The sequence below is a fragment of the Candidatus Sodalis pierantonius str. SOPE genome, from assembly GCF_000517405.1.
Classification (GTDB): Bacteria; Pseudomonadota; Gammaproteobacteria; order Enterobacterales; family Enterobacteriaceae; genus Sodalis_C; species Sodalis_C pierantonii.
Map to the genome: position 1 here is coordinate 14,369 of NZ_CP006568.1, position 22,230 is coordinate 36,598.

General features: G+C 52.6%; 18 protein-coding genes and 4 pseudogenes. 16 read left to right on the top strand and 6 right to left on the bottom strand.

Features of this window, described 5'->3' with window-relative positions; genetic code table 11:
- Window positions 1–149 precede the first annotated feature (149 nt).
- The 4 genes and pseudogenes from SOPEG_RS00080 (at window position 150) to SOPEG_RS00095 (ending at window position 6,334) form a co-directional block, all read left to right on the top strand.
- Window positions 150–1,359: pseudogene (locus SOPEG_RS00080) on the top strand (IS256-like element ISSoEn2 family transposase).
- 197 nt (window positions 1,360–1,556) lie between these two features.
- On the top strand, window positions 1,557–2,933 hold the full coding sequence (glmU, locus tag SOPEG_RS00085) for a bifunctional UDP-N-acetylglucosamine diphosphorylase/glucosamine-1-phosphate N-acetyltransferase GlmU (protein ID WP_025243832.1): 1,377 nt from the start codon (window positions 1,557–1,559) through the stop codon (window positions 2,931–2,933).
- A gap of 148 nt (window positions 2,934–3,081) precedes the next feature.
- Complete coding sequence (gene glmS, locus SOPEG_RS00090) at window positions 3,082–4,914, top strand: glutamine--fructose-6-phosphate transaminase (isomerizing) (RefSeq protein WP_025243833.1); 1,833 nt, start codon at window positions 3,082–3,084, stop codon at window positions 4,912–4,914.
- A 394-nt stretch (window positions 4,915–5,308) separates the two neighbouring features.
- Window positions 5,309–6,334: an aspartyl protease family protein gene (locus SOPEG_RS00095; RefSeq protein ID WP_051419361.1), complete on the top strand. Its 1,026-nt coding sequence runs from the start codon at window positions 5,309–5,311 to the stop codon at window positions 6,332–6,334.
- Here the strand turns inward: SOPEG_RS00095 and SOPEG_RS00100 are convergent.
- Window positions 6,327–7,250, bottom strand: a complete 924-nt coding sequence (locus tag SOPEG_RS00100; RefSeq protein ID WP_025243834.1) for an IS5-like element ISSoEn1 family transposase — start codon at window positions 7,248–7,250, stop codon at window positions 6,327–6,329. The genes SOPEG_RS00095 and SOPEG_RS00100 overlap by 8 nt on opposite strands.
- Before the next feature lie 72 nt (window positions 7,251–7,322).
- Window positions 7,323–8,045 (bottom strand): annotated as a pseudogene (locus SOPEG_RS22305) (IS5 family transposase); the annotation flags it as partial.
- Between the two features lie 76 nt (window positions 8,046–8,121).
- Here SOPEG_RS22305 and SOPEG_RS23665 point away from each other — a divergent pair.
- Window positions 8,122–8,726 (top strand): annotated as a pseudogene (locus SOPEG_RS23665) (IS5-like element ISSoEn1 family transposase); the annotation flags it as partial.
- 41 nt (window positions 8,727–8,767) lie between these two features.
- Here the strand turns inward: SOPEG_RS23665 and SOPEG_RS22310 are convergent.
- Both SOPEG_RS22310 and SOPEG_RS00120 read right to left on the bottom strand, forming a co-directional pair.
- A complete protein-coding gene (locus SOPEG_RS22310) occupies window positions 8,768–9,493 on the bottom strand; it encodes a hypothetical protein (RefSeq protein WP_025243836.1) in 726 nt (241 codons plus the stop codon).
- 258 nt (window positions 9,494–9,751) lie between these two features.
- Window positions 9,752–10,465, bottom strand: a complete 714-nt coding sequence (locus SOPEG_RS00120; protein ID WP_038467959.1) for a BRO-N domain-containing protein — start codon at window positions 10,463–10,465, stop codon at window positions 9,752–9,754.
- A 444-nt stretch (window positions 10,466–10,909) separates the two neighbouring features.
- Between SOPEG_RS00120 and SOPEG_RS00125 the strand changes: the two genes are divergently transcribed.
- Together SOPEG_RS00125 and SOPEG_RS00130 are read left to right on the top strand one after the other, a co-directional pair.
- Complete coding sequence (locus SOPEG_RS00125; RefSeq protein ID WP_025243838.1) at window positions 10,910–11,368, top strand: CCDC90 family protein; 459 nt, start codon at window positions 10,910–10,912, stop codon at window positions 11,366–11,368.
- Between the two features lie 107 nt (window positions 11,369–11,475).
- Entirely contained in the window at window positions 11,476–11,700 is a 225-nt protein-coding gene (locus SOPEG_RS00130) for a hypothetical protein (RefSeq protein WP_038467962.1), read from the top strand.
- Here SOPEG_RS00130 and SOPEG_RS00135 read toward each other — a convergent pair.
- Entirely contained in the window at window positions 11,693–12,616 is a 924-nt protein-coding gene (locus SOPEG_RS00135) for an IS5-like element ISSoEn1 family transposase (RefSeq protein ID WP_025243839.1), read from the bottom strand. The genes SOPEG_RS00130 and SOPEG_RS00135 overlap by 8 nt on opposite strands.
- A gap of 462 nt (window positions 12,617–13,078) precedes the next feature.
- On the opposite strand from SOPEG_RS00135, the pseudogene SOPEG_RS00140 reads away from it, so the two are divergent.
- Window positions 13,079–13,996: pseudogene (locus tag SOPEG_RS00140) on the top strand (IS5-like element ISSoEn1 family transposase).
- Between the two features lie 10 nt (window positions 13,997–14,006).
- Here SOPEG_RS00140 and SOPEG_RS00150 read toward each other — a convergent pair.
- Entirely contained in the window at window positions 14,007–15,215 is a 1,209-nt protein-coding gene (locus SOPEG_RS00150; RefSeq protein WP_025243842.1) for an IS256-like element ISSoEn2 family transposase, read from the bottom strand.
- Between the two features lie 150 nt (window positions 15,216–15,365).
- On the opposite strand from SOPEG_RS00150, the gene SOPEG_RS23670 reads away from it, so the two are divergent.
- The 8 genes from SOPEG_RS23670 to SOPEG_RS00185 all read left to right on the top strand — a co-directional run bounded on the left by SOPEG_RS23670 (window position 15,366) and on the right by SOPEG_RS00185 (window position 22,230).
- Window positions 15,366–15,782, top strand: coding sequence for a transcription termination/antitermination NusG family protein (locus SOPEG_RS23670; protein ID WP_257720400.1), 417 nt, complete (start codon window positions 15,366–15,368; stop codon window positions 15,780–15,782).
- A 130-nt stretch (window positions 15,783–15,912) separates the two neighbouring features.
- Window positions 15,913–16,602 (top strand): hypothetical protein, encoded by a 690-nt coding sequence (locus SOPEG_RS00155; RefSeq protein WP_148296964.1) that lies wholly within the window; start codon window positions 15,913–15,915, stop codon window positions 16,600–16,602.
- Between the two features lie 47 nt (window positions 16,603–16,649).
- Window positions 16,650–17,048 (top strand): DNA-packaging protein, encoded by a 399-nt coding sequence (locus SOPEG_RS00160; protein WP_025243844.1) that lies wholly within the window; start codon window positions 16,650–16,652, stop codon window positions 17,046–17,048.
- Window positions 17,035–18,405: a PBSX family phage terminase large subunit gene (locus SOPEG_RS00165; protein WP_038469262.1), complete on the top strand. Its 1,371-nt coding sequence runs from the start codon at window positions 17,035–17,037 to the stop codon at window positions 18,403–18,405. Before SOPEG_RS00160 ends, SOPEG_RS00165 begins: the two co-directional genes overlap by 14 nt.
- A complete protein-coding gene (locus SOPEG_RS00170) occupies window positions 18,406–19,803 on the top strand; it encodes a DUF1073 domain-containing protein (protein ID WP_051419363.1) in 1,398 nt (465 codons plus the stop codon).
- Window positions 19,804–19,831: 28 nt separating this feature from the next.
- A complete protein-coding gene (locus tag SOPEG_RS00175) occupies window positions 19,832–20,494 on the top strand; it encodes a phage head morphogenesis protein (protein WP_025243846.1) in 663 nt (220 codons plus the stop codon).
- A gap of 3 nt (window positions 20,495–20,497) precedes the next feature.
- Window positions 20,498–21,736 (top strand): DUF2213 domain-containing protein, encoded by a 1,239-nt coding sequence (locus tag SOPEG_RS00180; protein ID WP_025243847.1) that lies wholly within the window; start codon window positions 20,498–20,500, stop codon window positions 21,734–21,736.
- On the top strand, window positions 21,733–22,230 hold the full coding sequence (locus SOPEG_RS00185) for a structural cement protein Gp24 (RefSeq protein WP_025243848.1): 498 nt from the start codon (window positions 21,733–21,735) through the stop codon (window positions 22,228–22,230). The genes SOPEG_RS00180 and SOPEG_RS00185 overlap by 4 nt, the downstream gene beginning before the upstream one ends.

Consider the following 22,230-nt stretch of genomic DNA (forward strand, 5'->3'; position numbering starts at 1 on the left):
CGAACACATGATCGAATATCACTGGAATGGGTGATCGGAAAATATCGGAATAACTGATCGGATGTCGCCGGAACAGCGAGCCTGTTTAGAAATTTGTGTATTTGCCTGATTTTGATATGTTCAATCCAACATCAAAAACAGGTTAATTTATGGACGAAAAACAGTTGCAGGCTCTGGCTAACGAACTGGCCAAAAATCTCAAAACCCCTGAAGATCTCAGTCACTTCGATCGGCTGCTGAAAAAAATCAGCGTCGAAGCAGCTCTCAATGCCGAAATGACCCATCACCTCGGCTACGATAAAAATCAGCCTAAACCGGGGACCAACGCCCGCAACGGCTATTCCACAAAAACCGTTACCACTGGCGATGGCCCGCTGGCGCTGCGTACTCCGCGCGATCGTGACGGTTCCTTTGAACCGCAACTGGTGAAGAAGAACCAGACCCGGATTACCGGGATGGATAACCAGATTTTATCGTTGTACGCCAAAGGGATGACCACCCGCGAGATCGCCGCCGCGTTCAAAGAGCTGTATGACGCCGATGTCTCGCCGGCGCTGGTCTCAAAGGTCACCGATGCGGTCATGGAGCAGGTTGTCGAATGGCAAAACCGGCCTCTGGATGCAGTCTATCCCATTGTTTATCTTGACTGTATCGTTCTAAAAGTCCGGCAGGACAGCCGCATCATCAACAAATCTGTGTTCCTGGCGCTGGGCATCAACATCGAAGGCCAGAAAGAGTTGCTAGGTATGTGGCTGGCCGAAAATGAAGGCGCAAAGTTCTGGCTGAACGTGCTGACAGAGCTGAAAAACCGCGGCCTGAACGATATCCTTATCGCCTGCGTAGACGGGCTGAAAGGTTTCCCTGACGCTATTAACGCGGTGTATCCGGAGGCGCGGCTCCAGCTGTGTATCGTACATATGGTGCGCAACAGCCTGCGGTTCGTCTCCTGGAAGGACTACAAGGCCGTCACCCGCGACCCTGAAAGCTATCTATCAGGCCCCTACGGAAGAAGCCGGCTTGCAGGCGCTGGAAGCGTTCTCCAGTGCCTGGGACATCCGCTACCCGCAAATAAGTCGAAGCTGGCAGGCAAACTGGGCCAATCTGGCCACGTTCTTTGCCTACCCAACGGACATCCGCAAGGTGATCTACACGACCAACGCCATCGAGTCGTTAAACAGCGTGATCCGGCATGCCATCAAAAAGCGCAAGGTGTTCCCGACCGACGACGCAGTGAAAAAGGTGGTGTGGCTGGCGATACAGGCGGCCTCACAGAAATGGACAATGCCTTTGAGGGACTGGCGCATGGCAATGAGCCGCTTTATTATCGAGTTCGGTGACCGCCTGGACGGTCACTTCTGAGAAAAGGCATTTACACAGAATCGTGTACAGGGTCGGAACAGCTGATCGGATACGTCGGAATCTGCACCAATCGTGACAAATAGCCTTAGCGCCGGACGGCTACGCCCTGTAAAGTGTTTTTCATGCCAAAATATGTAGTAATCCCGCCTGCGAACGGGTTTACTTTCGTCTGATAAACAGGATTCCACAGGATGGTTATGTCGAATCGAGCATTAAGCGTGGTTGTCCTTGCCGCCGGCAAGGGAAGTCGAATGTTTTCCGCCTTGCCGAAAGTGCTGCATCCCCTGGCCGGTAAAGCTCTGGTGCAACACGTTATTGATGCCGCAACCCAGCTGGGCGCGGCGCGCATCCATCTGGTCTACGGTCACGGCGGCGAATTGCTGCGTGAACGGCTCGCCCGTCAGGATGCCCCCCTGAATTGGGTGCTGCAGGCCGAGCAGCGCGGCACCGGCCATGCCGTACAGCAGACGCTGGCGGATCTGCGCGACGAGGAAGATGTCCTGATCCTGTACGGCGATGTCCCGCTTATTTCTCCCGACACTTTGCAGCGCTTGCTGACGGCAAGGCCGGAAGGCGGTATTGGCCTATTGACGGTAACGCTGGACAATCCCGAGGGCTATGGCCGTATCGTGCGCACCGACGGCGAGGTGGTCGGTATTGTTGAGCAGAAAGACGCCAGCGAACAGCAGCGGCAAATAAAGGAAATCAACACCGGTATTCTGGTGGCCGGCGGCGGCGATTTGAAACGCTGGCTGGGGCAGTTAACCAACCATAACGCGCAGGGCGAGTTCTATTTGACGGACATTATCGCCATGGCCTGGCACGAAGGCCGAAAAATCAATACGGTGCAGCCCTCGCGGCATAGCGAAGTCGAAGGGGTGAATAACCGGCTACAGCTTGCGCGTCTGGAGCGGCTATTTCAGCAAGAGCAGGCGGAGCGTCTTTTGCTGGCCGGTGTGATGCTGTCCGATCCGATGCGTTTCGATTTGCGCGGCGAACTGCGTCACGGACAGGATGTCTCCATTGACACCAACGTCATCCTTGAGGGCCGGGTGACGCTCGGCAACCGGGTGATAATTGGTACCGGTTGCGTCCTGAAAAATGTGGTCATCGGTGATGATGTGGTCGTTAGCCCTTATACCGTTATCGAAGACGCCCGCGTGGCGGCGCACAGTACTCTCGGTCCCTTTGCCCGACTGCGCCCCGGCAGCGAGCTGGAGGAGGGCGCGCACGTGGGTAATTTTGTCGAAATGAAACAGGCCCGCCTGGGCAAAGGGTCGAAAGCCGGCCATCTTAGCTACCTCGGGGACGCCGAGATAGGGGCACAGGTCAATATCGGCGCCGGTACCATCACCTGCAATTATGATGGCGCTAACAAGCATAAAACCGTGATCGGCGACAATGTCTTCGTCGGCTCCGATAGCCAACTGGTGGCGCCGGTAACCCTTGGCCGCGGCGCCACCATCGGCGCCGGCACGACCGTTACGCGCGATGTGGCCGACGGCGAAATGGTCATCAGTCGGATCCGTCAGTTTCCCATTGCCAACTGGACGCGGCCGGTGAAGAAAAAATGAGGATGCGGCCGCCCTTAGCGGGTGGTTTTGTCCGCCGCGCTACCCTAAAGCGGCCGGCAAGACCCGCGGCGTGTAGCGGCGCCGCGCCGGTCGGATTTGGTGCTAGCTCATAACGGCGATTGCAGCCGTTTAATCAGGAATAACCGAGATGTGTGGAATAGTAGGCGCGGTTGCGCAGCGTGATATTGCCGAGATCCTGTTGGAGGGATTACGTCGTCTTGAGTATCGTGGATATGATTCCGCCGGCCTGGCGGTGGTGGACAATGACGGCCATCTGCAGCGCCTGCGTCGGGTGGGAAAAGTCAGCGCACTGACCGAGGCGGCACAGGCGCACCCGCTCTCCGGCGGCACTGGTATTGCCCATACCCGCTGGGCGACTCACGGCGAGCCGACGGAAAATAACGCGCATCCCCACGTCTCGGGGCACATCGTGGTCGTCCATAACGGCATCATCGAAAATCATGAACCGCTGTGCGAGCAGCTACGCGAACGCGGCTACACGTTCGTTACACAAACCGACACTGAAGTGATCGCGCATTTGGCGCATTGGGAACAGCGCCAGCAGGGCGGCGCGCTCTTTGAGGTGATGCAGCGGGTGGTAGGCGCGCTGCGTGGCGCCTACGGCACGGTTATTATGGATAGCCGCGATCCCAGCGTGCTGGTGGCGGCACGCTCCGGCAGTCCGCTGGTGATTGGCCGCGGCGTCGGCGAGAACTTCCTGGTCTCCGATCAACTGGCGCTGCTGCCCGTCACCCGCCGCTTTATGTTCCTCGAAGAGGGCGACATCGCCGAAATTACCCGCCGTACCGTTCGGGTATGGGACCAGGCCGGCGAGAGCGTGGAGCGGCCGGAAATCGAATCCCAGGTAAAATACGACGTCGGCGATAAAGGGCTGTACCGCCACTATATGCAAAAGGAAATTTTTGAGCAGCCGCAAGCGATCAAAAACACGCTGGAAGGTCGCTTTAGCCATGGAGAGGTAACGCTGTCGGAATTGGGCGACGGCGCAGATGCGTTACTACGCCAGGTGCAGCACGTGCAGATTATTGCCTGCGGCACCTCCTACCACTCCGCCATGGTCTCCCGCTATTGGTTCGAGGCGCTGGCCGGCGTGCCCTGCGATGTGGAAATCGCCTCCGAGTTTCGCTACCGCAAACCCGCAGTGCGTCCCGACAGTTTGCTGATCACCCTCTCCCAGTCCGGCGAGACCGCCGATACTCTGGCGGCGCTGCGGTTGACCAAAGCCCTCGGCTATCTGGGTTCGCTTGCCATCTGTAATGTCGCCGGCTCTTCGCTGGTGCGCGAATCGGATATGGCGCTGATGACCCGGGCCGGCACCGAAATCGGCGTAGCTTCCACCAAAGCGTTCACTACCCAGTTGACGGTGCTGTTGATGCTGGTGGCGCGTATCGGCCGCCCGCGCGGTATGGACCAGGGGGTAGAGGAAGATATCGTTCATGCTCTACAGGTGCTGCCGAGCCGCATCGAGCAAATGCTGTCGCTGGATAAGCCCATTGAAACGCTGGCCGAAGGCTTTTCCGATAAACATCACGCGCTGTTTTTAGGCCGCGGCGATCTTTACCCTATCGCTATGGAAGGGGCGCTGAAGCTGAAAGAAATCTCTTATATTCACGCTGAAGCCTATGCCGCCGGGGAATTGAAACATGGCCCGCTGGCGCTTATTGATGCCGATATGCCGGTGATCGTCATCGCCCCCAACAATGAACTGTTGAAAAAACTGAAATCCAATATAGAAGAAGTGCGTGCCCGGGGGGGATTGCTGTATGTTTTCGCGGAGCAGGATGCCGGTTTTACCGCCAGCGAAAATATGAAAATTATCCCGCTGCCGCACGTGGAACAGATTGTGGCGCCCATTTTCTACACCGTGCCGATGCAGTTGCTGGCCTATCACATCGCCCTGATTAAAGGGACTGACGTCGATCAGCCGCGTAATCTGGCTAAATCGGTAACGGTGGAATAACCTTAATGGTGGGCGCCGTCGGCCAGGCGCCCGCTGTCAAAGACAGGGAGGTTTTTCAACTTAGAGCGGGTAGACTGCCGTCGGCCCCGCCGTTGCCGCATTTCGGCGAATATACCGCATTAAAAGAGACCTCAAGACGCTACCGCTAGCCCGGTCGCGAGAGCGGATGGCGCCGGCGCGGGGGGAGGAAACAATCTAAAGAGACGCAGGGTGTCTGGTGGTCCGACGCTTAGGCGGTCACATCCAGGCGCAACCGCACCGCGGTATTTTTTGCGGATCTCCAGCGGTAGGTTTTACGTTAAAATCATGCCATTGTCGTCGAAAGGCGCGGCTGGCGACAACGGGATACGCCCGTCGGGCCGCTACTTCTTGACCTGCCGGAGGACGTGATACCATGGATAGCCGTTACGCTTGTCGACCTTTCTGGGCCTGCCTGGCCGTTGTGCTGGTCGCCTCGCCGTGCGCCCCGACCTTCGCGGCGCCGGCGGCTGGGGAAAATCCCCCTGTGCTGCACGAGCCGGTTCACCTGCTGCATCTCGTCGTGCCGGTGATCATCGCCGACAACACCTACCGGTTTGTGCTGGATACCGGCGCCAGTTATACCGTAATTGATAAACGGCTGGCGCAGACCCTTACCCGACCCGCGACGCCCGATGAGATCCCCTCGATCTTTCGTACCATTATGGCTAACGGCGTCGGCAGTACCCAGGGAAAGCTCGGCGCCGATCAGGTTTCGCTATGGCGTTCACTGCCGATAACGCTTGGCAGTTATACGCTGCCGGGCATCAATCCCTGGCTGGCCATCGATTTGGACATATTCAGCCAATCGCTAGGGGAAAAGGTGGATGGCGTTCTGGGCGCGGAGGTTTTCCGTCAGTTGAGTTGGGCGGTGGACAACCGTAGCCATCAATTGACCGCCTGGCGACATTCTCCGTCGTTGATGGGGTATCAGCAATGTCTGCCTTATGAGGACCAGTTCGGCCGCTCGCCGGTGTTAACGCTGGATTACAAAGCTTACAGCATCAGTATGGTGGTCGATACCGGCGCGGTGCAGAGTTTCGTCAGCGAAGAGCTTATCGGTAGGATGAAAAAGCAGTATCGCAATGTCACGACGGGTTACCGGCAAACGCCCAGCGCCACCGCCAGCGGCCTGGGTCATGATAATGACTATTTGATCGACGGCCTGACGTTTAACGGTATGCCGGTGGGCCGCATGAAAATCAGCGGCAACAAAAACGACATGTATAACCTGGGCATGGATTTCTTCAGCCGCTTTGACAGGCCGGACCAAATGTTATTTTGCTACAACGCCCGCCATTTTACGCGCAATGATAAAGAGCCTTTGCGCAACATTGGCGCTTTGTTGAATAAATCCGAAATTTTTGACGACTTCCTCCCTATCAGGGCGATTGTTACATGATGCGGACGCTGTTTGGCATTCCTAACAACGTGATCCGGTTAAGCGCTTTGACCATTGCCATAGCCTCACCTACCTGCGCGTCATAGTCATGCAGACTCAGATGACCACCCAGAAGTATTTTAAACCGGAACATGGCCGTTTCAGCCAGTGAACGCCGGTGATAACCTACTTTCTTTTTCCAGGTATCGTTATTGCCGCTCAGATGCTGATTTGCCACCGCATGGTTACGCTCATGGTATCGAGCTGGCCAATATTGCGCACCACTTCGCGGTGGGATAAGCGGCTTTATTTTTTTCCTCAGCAGAGCATCATGACAGTAACGCGTATCGTAAGCACTGTCAGCCGACGCTTCCCTGATTTTCCGGTGGGTTTGGTTAATCAGCCCGGGCAGCGCCTGCGCATCTGTCGTACCGCTTAGCGATAAATCGGCACAGATAATTTCATGTGTCGCGCTATCTACTGCCAGATGAAGCTTGCGCCATACTCTGCGCCTCTCAGCCCCATGCTGCCTGACTTTCCATTCGCCTTCGCCGAAGATTTTCAGGCCGGTGCCATCGATGACCAGGTGTGAGATTTCGCCGCGGGTTGGCGTTTTTATGCTGATGTCGACGGTTTTTGCTCGCCGGCTGACCAGAGAGTAATCTGGGCAGCGCAGCGACAGCCCCATCAGTTTAAAAATCGAGTCAACGAAACCCTGTAACGCCCGGAGCGAAAGGTTAAACACGCGCTTTATCATCAGAACCGTGGTAATGGCCATATCGGTGTAGTGAAGCGGCCGGCCACGATGTTCAGGTGGTGTACTCTCAGTCCATGCAGCAATGGCTGACTCATCAAGCCATACTGTCAGGTCCCCCCGCTGCCTGAGCGCATTGTTATATGCGGGCCAGTTGGTGATTTTAAACTTTTGCTTTGCCATGGGGACCTGATGTTGAAACGAATGTAGTGATCAGAGCCGCCAGTCACCTAAAAGTTCGATTTATTCAACAAAGCCGCTCAGATGCTGATTTGCCACCGCATGGTTACGCTCATAGTATCGAGCTGGCCAATATTGCGCACCACTTCGCGGTGGGATAAGCGGCTTTATTTTTTTCCTCAGCAGAGCATCATGACAGTAACGCGTATCGTAAGCACTGTCAGCCGACGCTTCCCTGATTTTCCGGTGGGTTTGGTTAATCAGCCCGGGCAGCGCCTGCGCATCTGTCGTACCGCTTAGCGATAAATCGGCACAGATAATTTCATGTGTCACGCTATCTACTGCCAGATGAAGCTTGCGCCATACTCTGCGCCTCTCAGCCCCATGCTGCCTGACTTTCCATTCGCCTTCGCCGAAGACTTTCAGGCCGGTGCCATCGATGACCAGGTGTGAGATTTCGCCGCGGGTTGGCGTTTTTATGCTGATGTCGACGGTTTTTGCTCGCCGGCTGACCAGAGAGTAATCTGGGCAGCGCAGCGACAGCCCCATCAGTTTAAAAATTGAGTCAACGAAACCCTGTAACGCCCGGAGCGAAAGGTTAAACACGCGCTTTATCATCAGAACCGTGGTAATGGCCATATCAGTGTAGTGAAGCGGCCGGCCACGATGTTCAGGTGGTGTACTCTCAGTCCATGCAGCAATGGCTGACTCATCAAGCCATACTGTCAGGTCCCCCCGCTGCCTGAGCGCATTGTTGTATGCGGGCCAGTTGGTAATTTTAAACTTTTGCTTTGCCATGGGGACCTGATGTTGAAACGAATGTAGTGATCAGAGCCGCCAGTCACCTAAAAGTTCGATTTATTCAACAAAGCCCATAAAAACGCCAACCCGCGGCGAAATCTCACACCTGGTCATCGATGGCACCGGCCTGAAAATCTTCGGCGAAGGCGAATGGAAAGTCAGGCAGCATGGGGCTGAGAGGCGCAGAGTATGGCGCAAGCTTCATCTGGCAGTAGATAGCGCGACACATGAAATTATCTGTGCCGATTTATCGCTAAGCGGTACGACAGATGCGCAGGCGCTGCCCGGGCTGATTAACCAAACCCACCGGAAAATCAGGGAAGCGTCGGCTGACAGTGCTTACGATACGCGTTACTGTCATGATGCTCTGCTGAGGAAAAAAATAAAGCCGCTTATCCCACCGCGAAGTGGTGCGCAATATTGGCCAGCTCGATCCCATGAGCGTAACCATGCGTGGCAAATCAGCATCTGAGCGGCAATAACGATACCTGGAAAAAGAAAGTAGGTTATCACCGGCGTTCACTGGCTGAAACGGCCATGTTCCGGTTTAAAACACTTCTGGGTGGTCATCTGAGTCTGCATGACTATGACGCGCAGGTAGGTGAGGCAATGGCAATGGTTAAAGCACTTAACCGGATCACACTGTTAGGAATGCCAAACAGCGTCCGCATCATGTAACAATCGCCCTGATAGGGAGGAAGTCGTCACAAATTTCGGATTTATTCAACAAAGCGGTTATTACCATCGACTTCCCATCCGGCAATAGAAAAGCGACCTATTTTGGGGTGATACCATTGAGTGCCGCGCTGCTCTGCCTCGTACATCATGTTGCTCAGTGCAGAAACAAAATTATTTTCATGAACAACGGACATTTGTGTAACCTGACCGCCCGGAGCGACATGGGGAACCTTTTTATACGGAACGCTCCACGCCATGACCAATTGCTTGCTTTTGGCATTGCTGAGGCCATAAGTCGCTTGCAGATAGCTGTACCCCTGATATCCCTCAGGGATCGTGCCTTGCTTGATGTGGTCGAGTTCCTCGGCAACCTGCTCGACTTGCGTTTCCACTGATTTCAGGCGGCGCTCCTGGGCAACGTTGAGTTCCGCCATTGCAGCAATTAGCTCTGCTTGTGTCATTTGTGGGCGATGACTAAGTTCTTTGAGCTTTTCGAGGACTGCACGGAGAACGGCTTTTGATTCACGCATTCCTACCAGCGTCATTTGTTCCATGCTGAGCATTGCGTAGTAGGTTTTGTGGCCTGTTTTGCCAACTACGAAATTTTCGTAGTTTAATTCTTCGCCAATTTCATCGATTACACGAGCATGGAAATCAGACGGACGGACGGGGTTTTCACCTGCGGCTTCGCGTGATGGGTTTATGATATTATTCAGAAAGTCTAAACTTGACATGGTTAAATATTGTACATTCATTAGATTTTGCATGGTTTCCCTCTAATCCTTGCCGCCATTTGATTACCATAAAGGTAATTATTTTGGTAATAATCAACCTTAAAAAGATGGCTGTCAATAGCTTACAATAGGAAAATTACTAAAAAGGTTACTTTTGTTTACGGAAATAAACCGACCCCATAGGCCGAATGATGGTAATCAATTGATTAATTTGGTTTTATTTGCCTTAAGATGTGGAAGCTAGACACGCAGATAATCCCCTGTCTCCTGCCAGACGGGGGAGAAATAAGGTTAATTCACCACCCTAACAGCGTGATCGATATACTGAGCATGAGTCTGAATATTCCCCATAGATCGGCGCATACTGCCGACGTATCCGCGAATAACGTCTATCTCACGCTCTGCGGCGGTCATGTCGAAACCATCGGCACGTAGCCACGCCAGAAGCATCAGGATCGTGCTCGATTCATCTTTGGTGAGAAAGTCCCTGATAATGGTCTGTTCGTGCTTTCTGTTGGCTGGGAGGCTGTAGTTGCGGCGACTACCTGCGGGAATGAACTCACCTTCGTGGATGATGCGCTGAAGCTTATCAACCAAAGCAGCAAGCTCAGCTGTTGCTGCTGTGCCGGTAAGATCGCCAAGAGTTTTGGGCTTACGATGCCCGTAACTTCCCGTTTTTCGGATTGATGGAAGGACTTCATTGGTTACCCACTTGCGGAAGCGATGGGGCAGGGTGCCTTGCTTCACTGCATCGCGGTAGCGGAGTACTAGAGTGAACATGCCGGATTCGGAGATGATATTGATCTGCTGAACTCGATTATCGAACATGTCTCGATGACTAAGCCCTATGTTAAACATAGACCTTTCATCATCATCCAGTTTTTCAATGGATTGCGTGACATTTTGAATTTGTAAGGCGGCACAAACATCTTGAGCAACAAACCACGATTCACCATTAAGCATGATGGTACGTACTTCGTGGCGTTCAAAATAAAATGGAGTAATGGCTGATACTGGAAGGTCATGATGACCTCCGATGGTTACTTTATGTAATCACCACCGAAGCTGTGAAACTTACTGGTGGTGAACTGAATAGGGTTCACAGTACCGGAGTAACCGCCCGGTGAGCCTTTCGGCTCCCCTATCCAGCCCACCATTGTGATGCGGCTAGATTGCGACATAAAAAAACACGCTCGCGGCGTGTCATCATGTCGCGGTTACTTCGGCAGGCTGTGAAACCCGGCACCTGAATTTGCATGTACATATCCACTATGTCGCAGGCTGCAGAGAATGTCAAAGCACTCAAAAGGTAATTTATTTAATTAAAAATGTCAAATTCACCCATATAGAGTTAATTACGGTATCTATATTAAAATAGATTCAAAACAATGCTTTGCTGCTTCCTTACCTTATGGGTTAGAATTCATATGACTACGGGAGGTAAAGACTATGGGCCAAGTCGCATTTGATACACAAGAGTTCGTCGAAACGCTGGAAAGCGCTGGTTTGCCGAAAGATCAGGCCAAGGCGATATCTCTCGTTGTACGTAAATCTCACGAAGTAGCGGATCTTGCTACCAAAGCCGATATCGCCGATGTAAAACGCGATTTTGCTGATTTACGTAAGGATTTTTCATCTGAAATTACTACCATCAAACGCGATATAGATGATGTCCGCAAAGACCTATCGGCAGAAATTGCCAATGTCCGCAAGGACTTATCGATAGAAATCACCACTGTCCGCAAGGATTTATCGGCAGAGATAAAACTCCGTTTTGATAAGGCGGATACACAGATAGCCTTGCTCCGTAAAGATGTTGAAAGTATCGCTACTGGACTTTTATTAAAACTCGGCGGGGTTATTGTGCTGACCATCAGCGCTTCGACAGCGATAATGAAATTTATGTAATTCTCCGTATACCATCACAAGTACTGGTGGTGAGCTGTACAGAAGGGAAAATACCGGGTAAACCTACCGATAGTCCACCATAGCGTTGCAGATAGTTGGGGAAATCTATGCCAAAAAAGCTGATTGATGCTGCAAAGCTAAACCAAGTTTTCGCCCATCTTAGCGAAAGCGCGGATAACCATGCTCTTTACTTCAAACTTGTTGAAGGCAACGATATTTCATCCCAGATACGAGAAGTTACTCTGGCACCAGGTTATCGAATCCTGCGCGCTTTGTTGAATAAATCCGAAATTTGTGACGACTTTCTCCCTATCAGGGCGATTGTTACATGATGCGGACGCTGTTTGGCATTCCTAACAGCGTGATCCGGTTAAGCGCTTTGACCATTGCCATAGCCTCACCTACCTGCGCGTCATAGTCATGCAGGCTCAGATGACCACCCAGAAGTGTTTTAAACCGGAACATGGCCGTTTCAGCCAGTGAACGCCGGTGATAACCTACTTTCTTTTTCCAGGTATCGTTATTGCCGCTCAGATGCTGATTTGCCACCGCATGGTTACGCTCATGGTATCGAGCTGGCCAATATTGCGCACCACTTCGCGGTGGGATAAGCGGCTTTATTTTTTTCCTCAGCAGAGCATCATGACAGTAACGCGTATCGTAAGCACTGTCAGCCGACGCTTCCCTGATTTTCCGGTGGGTTTGGTTAATCAGCCCGGGCAGCGCCTGCGCATCTGTCGTACCGCTTAGCGATAAATCGGCACAGATAATTTCATGTGTCGCGCTATCTACTGCCAGATGAAGCTTGCGCCATACTCTGCGCCTCTCAGCCCCATGCTGCCTGACTTTCCATTCGCCTTCGCCGAAGATTTTCAGGCCGGTGCCATCGATGACCAGGTGTGAGATTTCGCCGCGGGTTGGCGTTTTTATGCTGATGTCGACGGTTTTTGCTCGCCGGCTGACCAGAGAGTAATCTGGGCAGCGCAGCGACAGCCCCATCAGTTTAAAAATCGCGTCAACGAAACCCTGTAACGCCCGGAGCGAAAGGTTAAACTCGCGCTTTATCATCAGAACCGTGGTAATGGCCATATCGGTGTAGTGAAGCGGCCGGCCACGATGTTCAGGTGGTGTACTCTCAGTCCATGCAGCAATGGCTGACTCATCAAGCCATACTGTCAGGTCCCCCCGCTGCCTGAGCGCATTGTTATATGCGGGCCAGTTGGTGATTTTAAACTTTTGCTTTGCCATGGGGACCTGATGTTGAAACGAATGTAGTGATCAGAGCCGCCAGTCACCTAAAAGTTCGATTTATTCAACAAAGCCCATTCGAGCGCCAATGTTCAGATACCATATTGGTAAGAAACTACAAAATGCTGAGGGAATCTTTGAAGGTTATCTCATGGCCTTGGATGTTAGTTTGTCATCGTTCCCTATTTGAAATGAAATTAGACATGAAAAACACTTTACGATTGTAAAATTATGGGTAATCTTATCTTTATATAACGCTTCGATGTCCGAATGAAAATTCGCATGGTCATCGAATTTAAAAGTGCGGGCTAAAGATTATCATATCATGAGTTGGTATCTTTTAAGATTTAAAGCAACATCGTTTAATGTGGTTTTCAACCATCTAGCGGCTTTGTTGAATAAATCGAACTTTTAGGTGACTGGCGGCTCTGATCACTACATTCGTTTCAACATCAGGTCCCCATGGCAAAGCAAAAGTTTAAAATCACCAACTGGCCCGCATATAACAATGCGCTCAGGCAGCGGGGGGACCTGACAGTATGGCTTGATGAGTCAGCCATTGCTGCATGGACTGAGAGTACACCACCTGAACATCGTGGCCGGCCGCTTCACTACACCGATATGGCCATTACCACGGTTCTGATGATAAAGCGCGTGTTTAACCTTTCGCTCCGGGCGTTACAGGGTTTCGTTGACTCGATTTTTAAACTGATGGGGCTGTCGCTGCGCTGCCCAGATTACTCTCTGGTCAGCCGGCGAGCAAAAACCGTCGACATCAGCATAAAAACGCCAACCCGCGGCGAAATCTCACACCTGGTCATCGATGGCACCGGCCTGAAAGTCTTCGGCGAAGGCGAATGGAAAGTCAGGCAGCATGGGGCTGAGAGGCGCAGAGTATGGCGCAAGCTTCATCTGGCAGTAGATAGCGCGACACATGAAATTATCTGTGCCGATTTATCGCTAAGCGGTACGACAGATGCGCAGGCGCTGCCCGGGCTGATTAACCAAACCCACCGGAAAATCAGGGAAGCGTCGGCTGACAGTGCTTACGATACGCGTTACTGTCATGATGCTCTGCTGAGGAAAAAAATAAAGCCGCTTATCCCACCGCGAAGTGGTGCGCAATAGTGGCCAGCTCGATACCATGAGCGTAACCATGCGGTGGCAAATCAGCATCTGAGCGGCAATAACGATACCTGGAAAAAGAAAGTAGGTTATCACCGGCGTTCACTGGCTGAAACGGCCATGTTCCGGTTTAAAACACTTCTGGGTGGTCATCTGAGTCTGCATGACTATGACGCGCAGGTAGGTGAGGCTATGGCAATGGTCAAAGCGCTTAACCGGATCACGCTGTTAGACCCTGTACACGATTCTGTGTAAATGCCTTTTCTCAGAAGTGACCGTCCAGGCGGTCACCGAACTCGATAATAAAGCGGCTCATTGCCATGCGCCAGTCCCTCAAAGGCATTGTCCATTTCTGTGAGGCCGCCTGTATCGCCAGCCACACCACCTTTTTCACTGCGTCGTCGGTCGGGAACACCTTGCGCTTTTTGATGGCATGCCGGATCACGCTGTTTAACGACTCGATGGCGTTGGTCGTGTAGATCACCTTGCGGATGTCCGTTGGGTAGGCAAAGAACGTGGCCAGATTGGCCCAGTTTGCCTGCCAGCTTCGACTTATTTGCGGGTAGCGGATGTCCCAGGCACTGGAGAACGCTTCCAGCGCCTGCAAGCCGGCTTCTTCCGTAGGGGCCTGATAGATAGCTTTCAGGTCGCGGGTGACGGCCTTGTAGTCCTTCCAGGAGACGAACCGCAGGCTGTTGCGCACCATATGTACGATACACAGCTGGAGCCGCGCCTCCGGATACACCGCGTTAATAGCGTCAGGGAAACCTTTCAGCCCGTCTACGCAGGCGATAAGGATATCGTTCAGGCCGCGGTTTTTCAGCTCTGTCAGCACGTTCAGCCAGAACTTTGCGCCTTCATTTTCGGCCAGCCACATACCTAGCAACTCTTTCTGGCCTTCGATGTTGATGCCCAGCGCCAGGAACACAGATTTGTTGATGATGCGGCTGTCCTGCCGGACTTTTAGAACGATACAGTCAAGATAAACAATGGGATAGATTGCATCCAGAGGCCGGTTTTGCCATTCGACAACCTGCTCCATGACCGCATCGGTGACCTTTGAGACCAGCGCCGGCGAGACATCGGCGTCATACAGCTCTTTGAACACGGCGGCGATCTCGCGGGTGGTCATCCCTTTGGCGTACAACGATAAAATCTGGTTATCCATCCCGGTAATCCGGGTCTGGTTCTTCTTCACCAGTTGCGGTTCAAAGGAACCGTCACGATCGCGCGGAGTACGCAGCGCCAGCGGGCCATCGCCAGTGGTAACGGTTTTTGTGGAATAGCCGTTGCGGGCGTTGGTCCCCGGTTTAGGCTGATTTTTATCGTAGCCGAGGTGATGGGTCATTTCGGCATTGAGAGCTGCTTCGACGCTAATTTTTTTCAGCCGCCGATCGAAGTGACTGAGATCTTCAGGGGTTTTGAGATTTTTGGCCAGTTCGTTAGCCAGAGCCTGCAACTGTTTTTCGTCCATAAATTAACCTGTTTTTGATGTTGGATTGAACATATCAAAATCAGGCAAATACACAAATTTCTAAACAGGCTCCGCTGTTTAGGAATGCCAAACAGCGTCCGCATCATGTAACAATCGCCCTGATAGGGAGGAAGTCGTCACAAATTTCGAATTTATTCAACAAAGCACCATCTAGCCGCATCTGGTGTTTATTATTTTTGTCCGATGATTGAAACCCAATATCGGCGACCAGACAGTGTAGAGTCCTTTCGGAAAAGACTCTCACCTGTTTTTCCCGGGTATCTGTTTGTGAATCTTGGCTTCAATCATTGCCATCCGCAAAAACTCTCAGCACACAGACATATTTACGGACTCATCAATTTTGGTCAAGGACCATCGCCCATTGACGATGCGGTGATTGATCTCTTAATGGCAAAACCGCACATTGTGCGAGAAATAGTCGATGTCCCAAGAGGCTGGAAAGAAATGTCGGAGTTGGAAAAAATCATGTATATCCGCGATGACGAACAGCGGATTGCGGCTTTTCTGAATTACATGCAATCACAGCATTCTTCCGTCGCGGCCTAAACTCATCACTGAACATCTATGGCTTCGTTCCGGTAAAGCCTTTTTGCCGCTATGAGGAGATATTATGCTATCCGCTATTTGCGCAAATTCGTCCATCGCACCCGCCATTCGCCCTTTACCCGGTCGCACTGTGCTGAATCCGCTGGCCGGAAGTATCACCAGTGTCCGTAACCGGTCGGTAGGCTTTGACAGTAAGCCCTCGTGCTGGTCGTTTGTTAAGCGCACACTTGCCTCATTGCTTCGTAAGGTAGTGCGTGTATGCCAGGCTATCCCTGAAGCGCTGGCAACACTGGCGTCATGTCGAGGTCGAGCTAAAAATTGCCCATCAAAGCCAGATATCACCCGCACCCGACTGATGACGAAGACGCCCCGGACAGCGGGGATACTTCGCTATCTCGACCAGTTGGTTAAAGAGACGGATATCCGTTGGGCGGATGTGAATCATGATAACCCTGAGCGCCTGTGTGACCAGGTAGCCCGGCGCAGCTTTAACCGCAACGTGCTGACGACAGAGCTTGAAGGTCAGTCGTTTAATGCCTGTACCCGGATGCTAGCGCATCTGGAAGGGGAATACGGCCATCACCTTCGGGGTGTATTGGACTTCGCCGCCGAGCAGGTGGGGCATACAGAGGAAGACCCGATGAAAGTCTCTACCGCCTACAAGTACCCTACCTTCGTCGAAGACATCATCATCGCCTTGCACGAACGTTTGGGGCGTTACGATGTACTAGTTGAACCTGGTGCCAATATTCGGCGGTACAGTGAACTCTCCTCGAAAGATATTAAGGCGTTATCCTGTATTGGAGTTGCGCTTATCTAGATATACAGCCAGTAAGGGCTGGCACTTAAAACAGCAGGAAATTTTTTATGGGACGACAAACAAAAAATAAAGTCGGTCGCCCGAGTGAACTAGCGCAGAGCCTGGAAAAGGCTAAAGCGTATTTGTTAGGGGACTATGAAAATCTGGGTGATGTTGTCCCGAGCATTGCCGGATTGGCTTGCTATCTCGCCGTATCGCGCTCATCTGTGTACGACTGGGCCAAACAATCCAATGAATTTTCGTACATCGTAGAGGGCATTCTGGCACTACAAGAAAATCGTTTAATTAACAAGGGATTGCAGGGCGAATTTAACGCAACGATTACTAAGCTTATGCTGACCAAACATGGCTACTCAGATAAGCAGGAACTGACCGGTAAAGACGGCGGCGCACTTCAGGTAGAGACCAAACCACTCTCCTCACTATTTCATGATGACGAATCTTAATGCTATTTTCCGTCCATTCATCCAGTCACATCGCTACAAGATTGCCAAAGGCGGACGTGGGAGCGGTAAATCATGGGCCATCGCACGACTACTAGTAGAGATAGCACGACGAGGCACTTATCGCTTTCTTTGCGCTCGTGAGTTCCAGGCCAGTATGGCCGATTCTGTTATCCAGTTGATTGCAGACACTATCCAGCGCGAAGGTTATTTGAAGGAGTTCGAGATTCAGAAAGCGTATATCCGCCATCTTGCCACCGATAGCCTGTTTATGTTTTACGGTATAAAAAATAACGTTACTAAAATTAAATCGCTGGAAGGCATTGATATTGCTTGGATAGAAGAAGCTGAAGCGGTGACCAAGGAGAGCTGGGACATTCTTATCCCCACTATCCGCAAGCCGGGCAGTGAAATCTGGGTCAGCTTTAACCCGAAGAATATCCTCGACGACACCTATCAACGATTTGTTGTCAATCCACCGGATGATATCTGCCTGCTGACGGTGAATTACACCGATAATCCCCATTTTCCTGAAGTACTCCGCCTGGAAATGGAGGAATGCAAGTGCAAGGACTATGACCTGTATCTGCATATCTGGGAAGGGGAGCCGGTCGCGGACAGCGATCTGGCGATTATCAAGCCGTTGTGGATTGCTGCGGCCGTCGATGCCCATATAACGCTGGAATTTGACGCTGTGGGAGAAAAGCGTCTCGGCTTCGACGTTGCTGATGAAGGTGAAGACTGCAACGCCTTGTGCTTTGTGCAGGGCTCAGTCGAGCGAGATCTTGATGAATGGCATCGAGGCGATGTGATTGATTCCTTCAATTGGGTTAATCGATACGCGATAGAGCGGAGCATCACCTGCATTATCTACGACTCTATCGGTGTAGGCGCTGGCGTCAAGGCACACCTGAAGCGGATAGCCGCCATCAACGTCAAAGGGTTTAACGCCGGTGAAGCGGTCAAAGATCCTGATGCACTGTATATGCCGGGAAAAACAAATAAAGATATGTTCGCTAACATTAAAGCTCAGGCGTGGTGGGCGGTACGAGAGCGATTCTATAAAACATGGCGCTGCATTGAGGCCAAAAAACAGGATCCCAAAGCGGAATTGCTCTACCCAACAGATGAACTCATCAGCCTGTCAACGAAGAACATCAAAAAACTGGAATACCTGAAGGCCGAATTATCCCGGCCTCGGGTGGATTACGACAATAACGGACGCGTCAAGGTCGAGAGTAAAAAAGACATGAAAAAAAGAGGCATTCCCTCACCGAATATGGCGGATGCCCTCATTATGGCTTTTGCACCGACAGATCGCGCCTTGGATACATGGGCATTGCTGGGGAGAAATGCGTAAATGTCACGAAAACGCCATGCCCGCCATCAGGCGAAAAATCACGCCATCAGGCAACACACCGTGGATGGTTACGAAAACTTAACGGCACGCCTGGGGATCAGATCCCCCAATCTCAGCAGTGACGGCACGTATTTTCCCAGTTTCACCTCACGTAACAGGACGTTGGTAGAATTTGCCTATCGCTCCTCCTGGCTGATTGGCGCAGCAGTGGACACCATTGCCGACGATATGACGAAAAAAGGCGTCAGCATCACCTCGCAGGTCGCGCCTCAGGCAAGAGGCCGGCTGGAAGGGCGCTGGGAAGCGTTGGCGCTCTGGAATGCACTTAACGATACTCTCAAGTGGTCGCGGCTCTATGGCGGAGCAATCGGTGTCATTCTGATTGACGGACAGGATATGAGCCAGCCGTTACGCATGGAAACCATTGGGCGGGATGCGTTCAAAGGTGTACTGCCCCTTGACCGTTGGATGCTGAACCTAACGAGTACCGAAATAATTACCGATCTCGGCCCTGATTTGGGCAAGCCCAGGTTTTACGAGGTGGTCGGTACTGCCCAAGGCATTCCCGGTTGGAAAATACATCATAGCCGCGTGATACGCATGGACGGTATTGGCCTGCCTTACCAACAGGCGTACACGGAAAACGGTTGGGGCATGTCGGTGATTGAGCGCATTTATGATCGCCTGTTGGCTTATGACAGTGCCAGTACGGGCGCGGCTCAACTGATCCACAAGGCGCACCTGCGTACCTATAGCATAGACAAGCTGCGTGAAATCCTCGGCATGGGCGGAGAGCTTGAAGCGGGACTGATGAAGCACCTCGATATGATCCGCCTGTTTCAGTCCATTGAGGGCATGACCATCATGGACACCCAGGATCAATTCCAGACGCATTCTTACGCATTTAGCGGACTGTCCGATGTGCTCGCACAGTTTGCCCAGCAGATCGCTGGTGCTTCGGGGATCCCGCTGGTTCGCCTATTTGGTCAGTCAACTGCCGGATTTTCAACCGGGGAGACTGATCTGGCCAACTACTATGACAATGTCACTACCTTGCAGTCGCATAGACTGCGTCGGCCTGTGAGACGCTTGTTTGAAATCCTGCATCGTTCTGAGTTTGGTACGCCCTTGCCTGATGACTTCGCCTTTGAGTTTACGCCGCTCTGGCAGATGAAGGAGACAGACCGGGCTACGGTGGCACTGAATACCATCGAGGCACTCAGTAAAGCGGTAGAAAATGATCTGATGCCATTACACGTCGCCCGTGCAGAATTGCGTGATGCGGCGAAAATTACCGGCATCGGTGCCAACATCAGTGATGAGGACATTGAGGATGCGAAAGACATCGAGCCGCCCCCGTCCAGCGGTTTCCACGCGCCAGACCTCGACGCGACATGAAAGGCTTTACGTGACCCAACTGCGTAAGATGGCGCAGGCGGTAGGTGATATCGTCAACGGCACTTACGATGGCTCACAAATCTCCGCGCGGGACGCGACACAACGACTCCGCCAGTATGCCGACATCATCAGTCCGTGGGCCGAAACCGTGGCCACGCGTATGCTTAACGGCGTCGCACACCAAGAGGAAAAACAATGGCGTACGCTATCCCGTGACATTTCGGCAGGTCTTCACCATCAGATGCAACACACCGCTATCGGACAGGTGGCCCGCAGCATTATTGAGCAAAACATCCAGTGGATGAAATCTATCCCGCTGCATGCGGCTGACCGGATCGCAGATATCCAGTCTCAGGCTATCGAAGCCATGAGCCGCGGCGAGCGCCCCACTGCATTTATGGACGCTATTTTGCGTACCGGAGAGGTCGCCAAATCCCGCGCCAGACTGATTGCCCGCACGGAAATCGCTCGTGCCACCCAGGCACTGACGCAGGCGCGGGCCACCGCTATGGGCTCTGAGGGCTATATCTGGCGCACGGCCCATGATCCGGATGTTCGTCATTCTCATGCCCATATGGAAGGCAAGTTTGTGCGCTGGGGAAACCCGCCCACGCTGGACGGCATGACCGGTCATGCGGGCACGTTACCCAATTGCCGCTGTTACTGCGACGTCGTGATACCGGAAAACTAATCCATGAAATATTTCTTTAAGACGCGGCTGGGGGAAACCCGTTACCTCATGGCTGACGGCTCCCTATTGTGCGAATCCGTTCCGGTCGCTCGCACGGGCAGTCAGATGTATGCAGCGGCCGACATTCCTCACATTGAACCGGACCGCACGGGTGATATTGACGTCATCCGAACGCCTGATGTGGTTTTTAATCCCGCGTCGATGGCATCCTTTGAAGGTATCGCCGTCGTGATTAACCATCCTCGGGATGCTAGCGGTGACATCCTGTTCATTGCGCCAGACAACTGGCAAAGCCTGGCGCAGGGGCATGCGCAGAATATCCGCCGAGGCACGGGGGAGCAGGTAGATTTACTGCTCGCCGATCTGGTGATTAAAAACGACGCGGCCATTCGTGCTATTGACGCTGGGCTGCGTGAGATTTCATGCGGCTACGACGCCGACTATATCCAGACGGGTGTCGGTAAAGCCGAGCAAATCAATATTGTGGGTAACCATACCGCGCTTGTCCCTGAAGGACGGGCTGGGAAACGTTGTTCAATTGGAGACAGTCAATCTATGACAACCAAAAATACAGGCTGGTTTGCCAGCTTAAGGCGCGCCATTAAAACGGGGGATTCGGTGGAGGCGGAAGCCTTGCTTAAAAATGCACCGGACAATCTCACCGGCGATGACGGTGTTGAAACGCCTACCGTGATTTTAAAGGTGGAGGGGGCAGAAAAGACCGAGTCAGACAAGCCTACCGCCGATGAAAACGAGACTGGTATGGCCGAACGGCTCGCCGCACTGGAAACGGCGGTTCAATCCATTCTCGAAAAACTGACGCCGTCATCAACGACGGTTGATGAAACCACAGAAGAAGAAGAAAAGGAAACTCGCCGATTGACCGGTGACGCGGCTTATCAACAGGATGTGGTCGCTCGTGCTGAACTGATTCTGCTCGGCTTCTCTTTGCCTGAGGGGGCCAAACCGAGAACACTCAAGCGACAGGTGTTAAGTATCGCCTGCAAGACCACCGATGGCAAGGCGTTGCTTTCCTCACTGACTGACGCTAATGCTGATTTTATGATGATGCCCTTCTCTACCGTCTATAGCATTTTTAACGGTGCCAGTGAAATTGCCCGTTTGCGCAATAACGCCAAGCAGCAGATGCCGGTCTTCAATCTGGGCGGCTGCACTAACCACATTGCGGAACTGAACAAAACCAAAGCAGATTTCTGGAAAAACAAAGGAGCCACGGCATGACCGGTTCATCGATTCTCTTTACGCCCGATTTCGGGTACGCAGGCGCGTTAACGCGGCCTTCCCATTCTACTGTCGAGCCGGTGGTGATGAGCACCGACAAACCCTTCGCCGGTGACGGCCTGATGGGAAAAAAGGTGGCCGGTAAATTTGTGCCTATCTCGGAAGGGGATGCGGTCACCGTTTTTTTCGGTATTCGTGTGCGCTCTTACCCGTTTATGTCGGACAGCGATTTGGCACGACAGTTAACCACACCGTACAACCATACCGGGGATGCGCTGACCCGCGGCTATATCGCCGTCAAGGTCAATGCGGGCACGGTAACGGATAATGCCCCCGTTTTTGTCCGCGTTAAGGCTGGCACCAAAGATAAACCGATCGGCGGCTTTGAAGCCGAGGCCGACAAGACCGAAGGCAACACGGTAGCGCTTGCCAACGCCCGGTTTATCGGTGCCGCAGATGCTAATGGCATCGCGGAAGTGGCCTTCAACATTTAA

Bases quoted from the DNA above. Each gene is read 5' to 3' on its own strand.
- glmU (WP_025243832.1), top strand. From the start codon at position 1,557: ATGTCGAATCGAGCATTAAGCGTGGTTGTCCTTGCCGCCGGCAAGGGA.
- glmS (WP_025243833.1), top strand. From the start codon at position 3,082: ATGTGTGGAATAGTAGGCGCGGTTGCGCAGCGTGATATTGCCGAGATC.
- SOPEG_RS00095 (WP_051419361.1), top strand. From the start codon at position 5,309: ATGGATAGCCGTTACGCTTGTCGACCTTTCTGGGCCTGCCTGGCCGTT.
- SOPEG_RS00100 (WP_025243834.1), bottom strand. From the start codon at position 7,250: ATGGCAAAGCAAAAGTTTAAAATCACCAACTGGCCCGCATATAACAAT.
- SOPEG_RS22310 (WP_025243836.1), bottom strand. From the start codon at position 9,493: ATGCAAAATCTAATGAATGTACAATATTTAACCATGTCAAGTTTAGAC.
- SOPEG_RS00125 (WP_025243838.1), top strand. From the start codon at position 10,910: ATGGGCCAAGTCGCATTTGATACACAAGAGTTCGTCGAAACGCTGGAA.
- SOPEG_RS00130 (WP_038467962.1), top strand. From the start codon at position 11,476: ATGCCAAAAAAGCTGATTGATGCTGCAAAGCTAAACCAAGTTTTCGCC.
- SOPEG_RS00135 (WP_025243839.1), bottom strand. From the start codon at position 12,616: ATGGCAAAGCAAAAGTTTAAAATCACCAACTGGCCCGCATATAACAAT.
- SOPEG_RS00150 (WP_025243842.1), bottom strand. From the start codon at position 15,215: ATGGACGAAAAACAGTTGCAGGCTCTGGCTAACGAACTGGCCAAAAAT.
- SOPEG_RS00160 (WP_025243844.1), top strand. From the start codon at position 16,650: ATGGGACGACAAACAAAAAATAAAGTCGGTCGCCCGAGTGAACTAGCG.
- SOPEG_RS00165 (WP_038469262.1), top strand. From the start codon at position 17,035: ATGACGAATCTTAATGCTATTTTCCGTCCATTCATCCAGTCACATCGC.
- SOPEG_RS00170 (WP_051419363.1), top strand. From the start codon at position 18,406: ATGTCACGAAAACGCCATGCCCGCCATCAGGCGAAAAATCACGCCATC.
- SOPEG_RS00175 (WP_025243846.1), top strand. From the start codon at position 19,832: ATGGCGCAGGCGGTAGGTGATATCGTCAACGGCACTTACGATGGCTCA.
- SOPEG_RS00180 (WP_025243847.1), top strand. From the start codon at position 20,498: ATGAAATATTTCTTTAAGACGCGGCTGGGGGAAACCCGTTACCTCATG.
- SOPEG_RS00185 (WP_025243848.1), top strand. From the start codon at position 21,733: ATGACCGGTTCATCGATTCTCTTTACGCCCGATTTCGGGTACGCAGGC.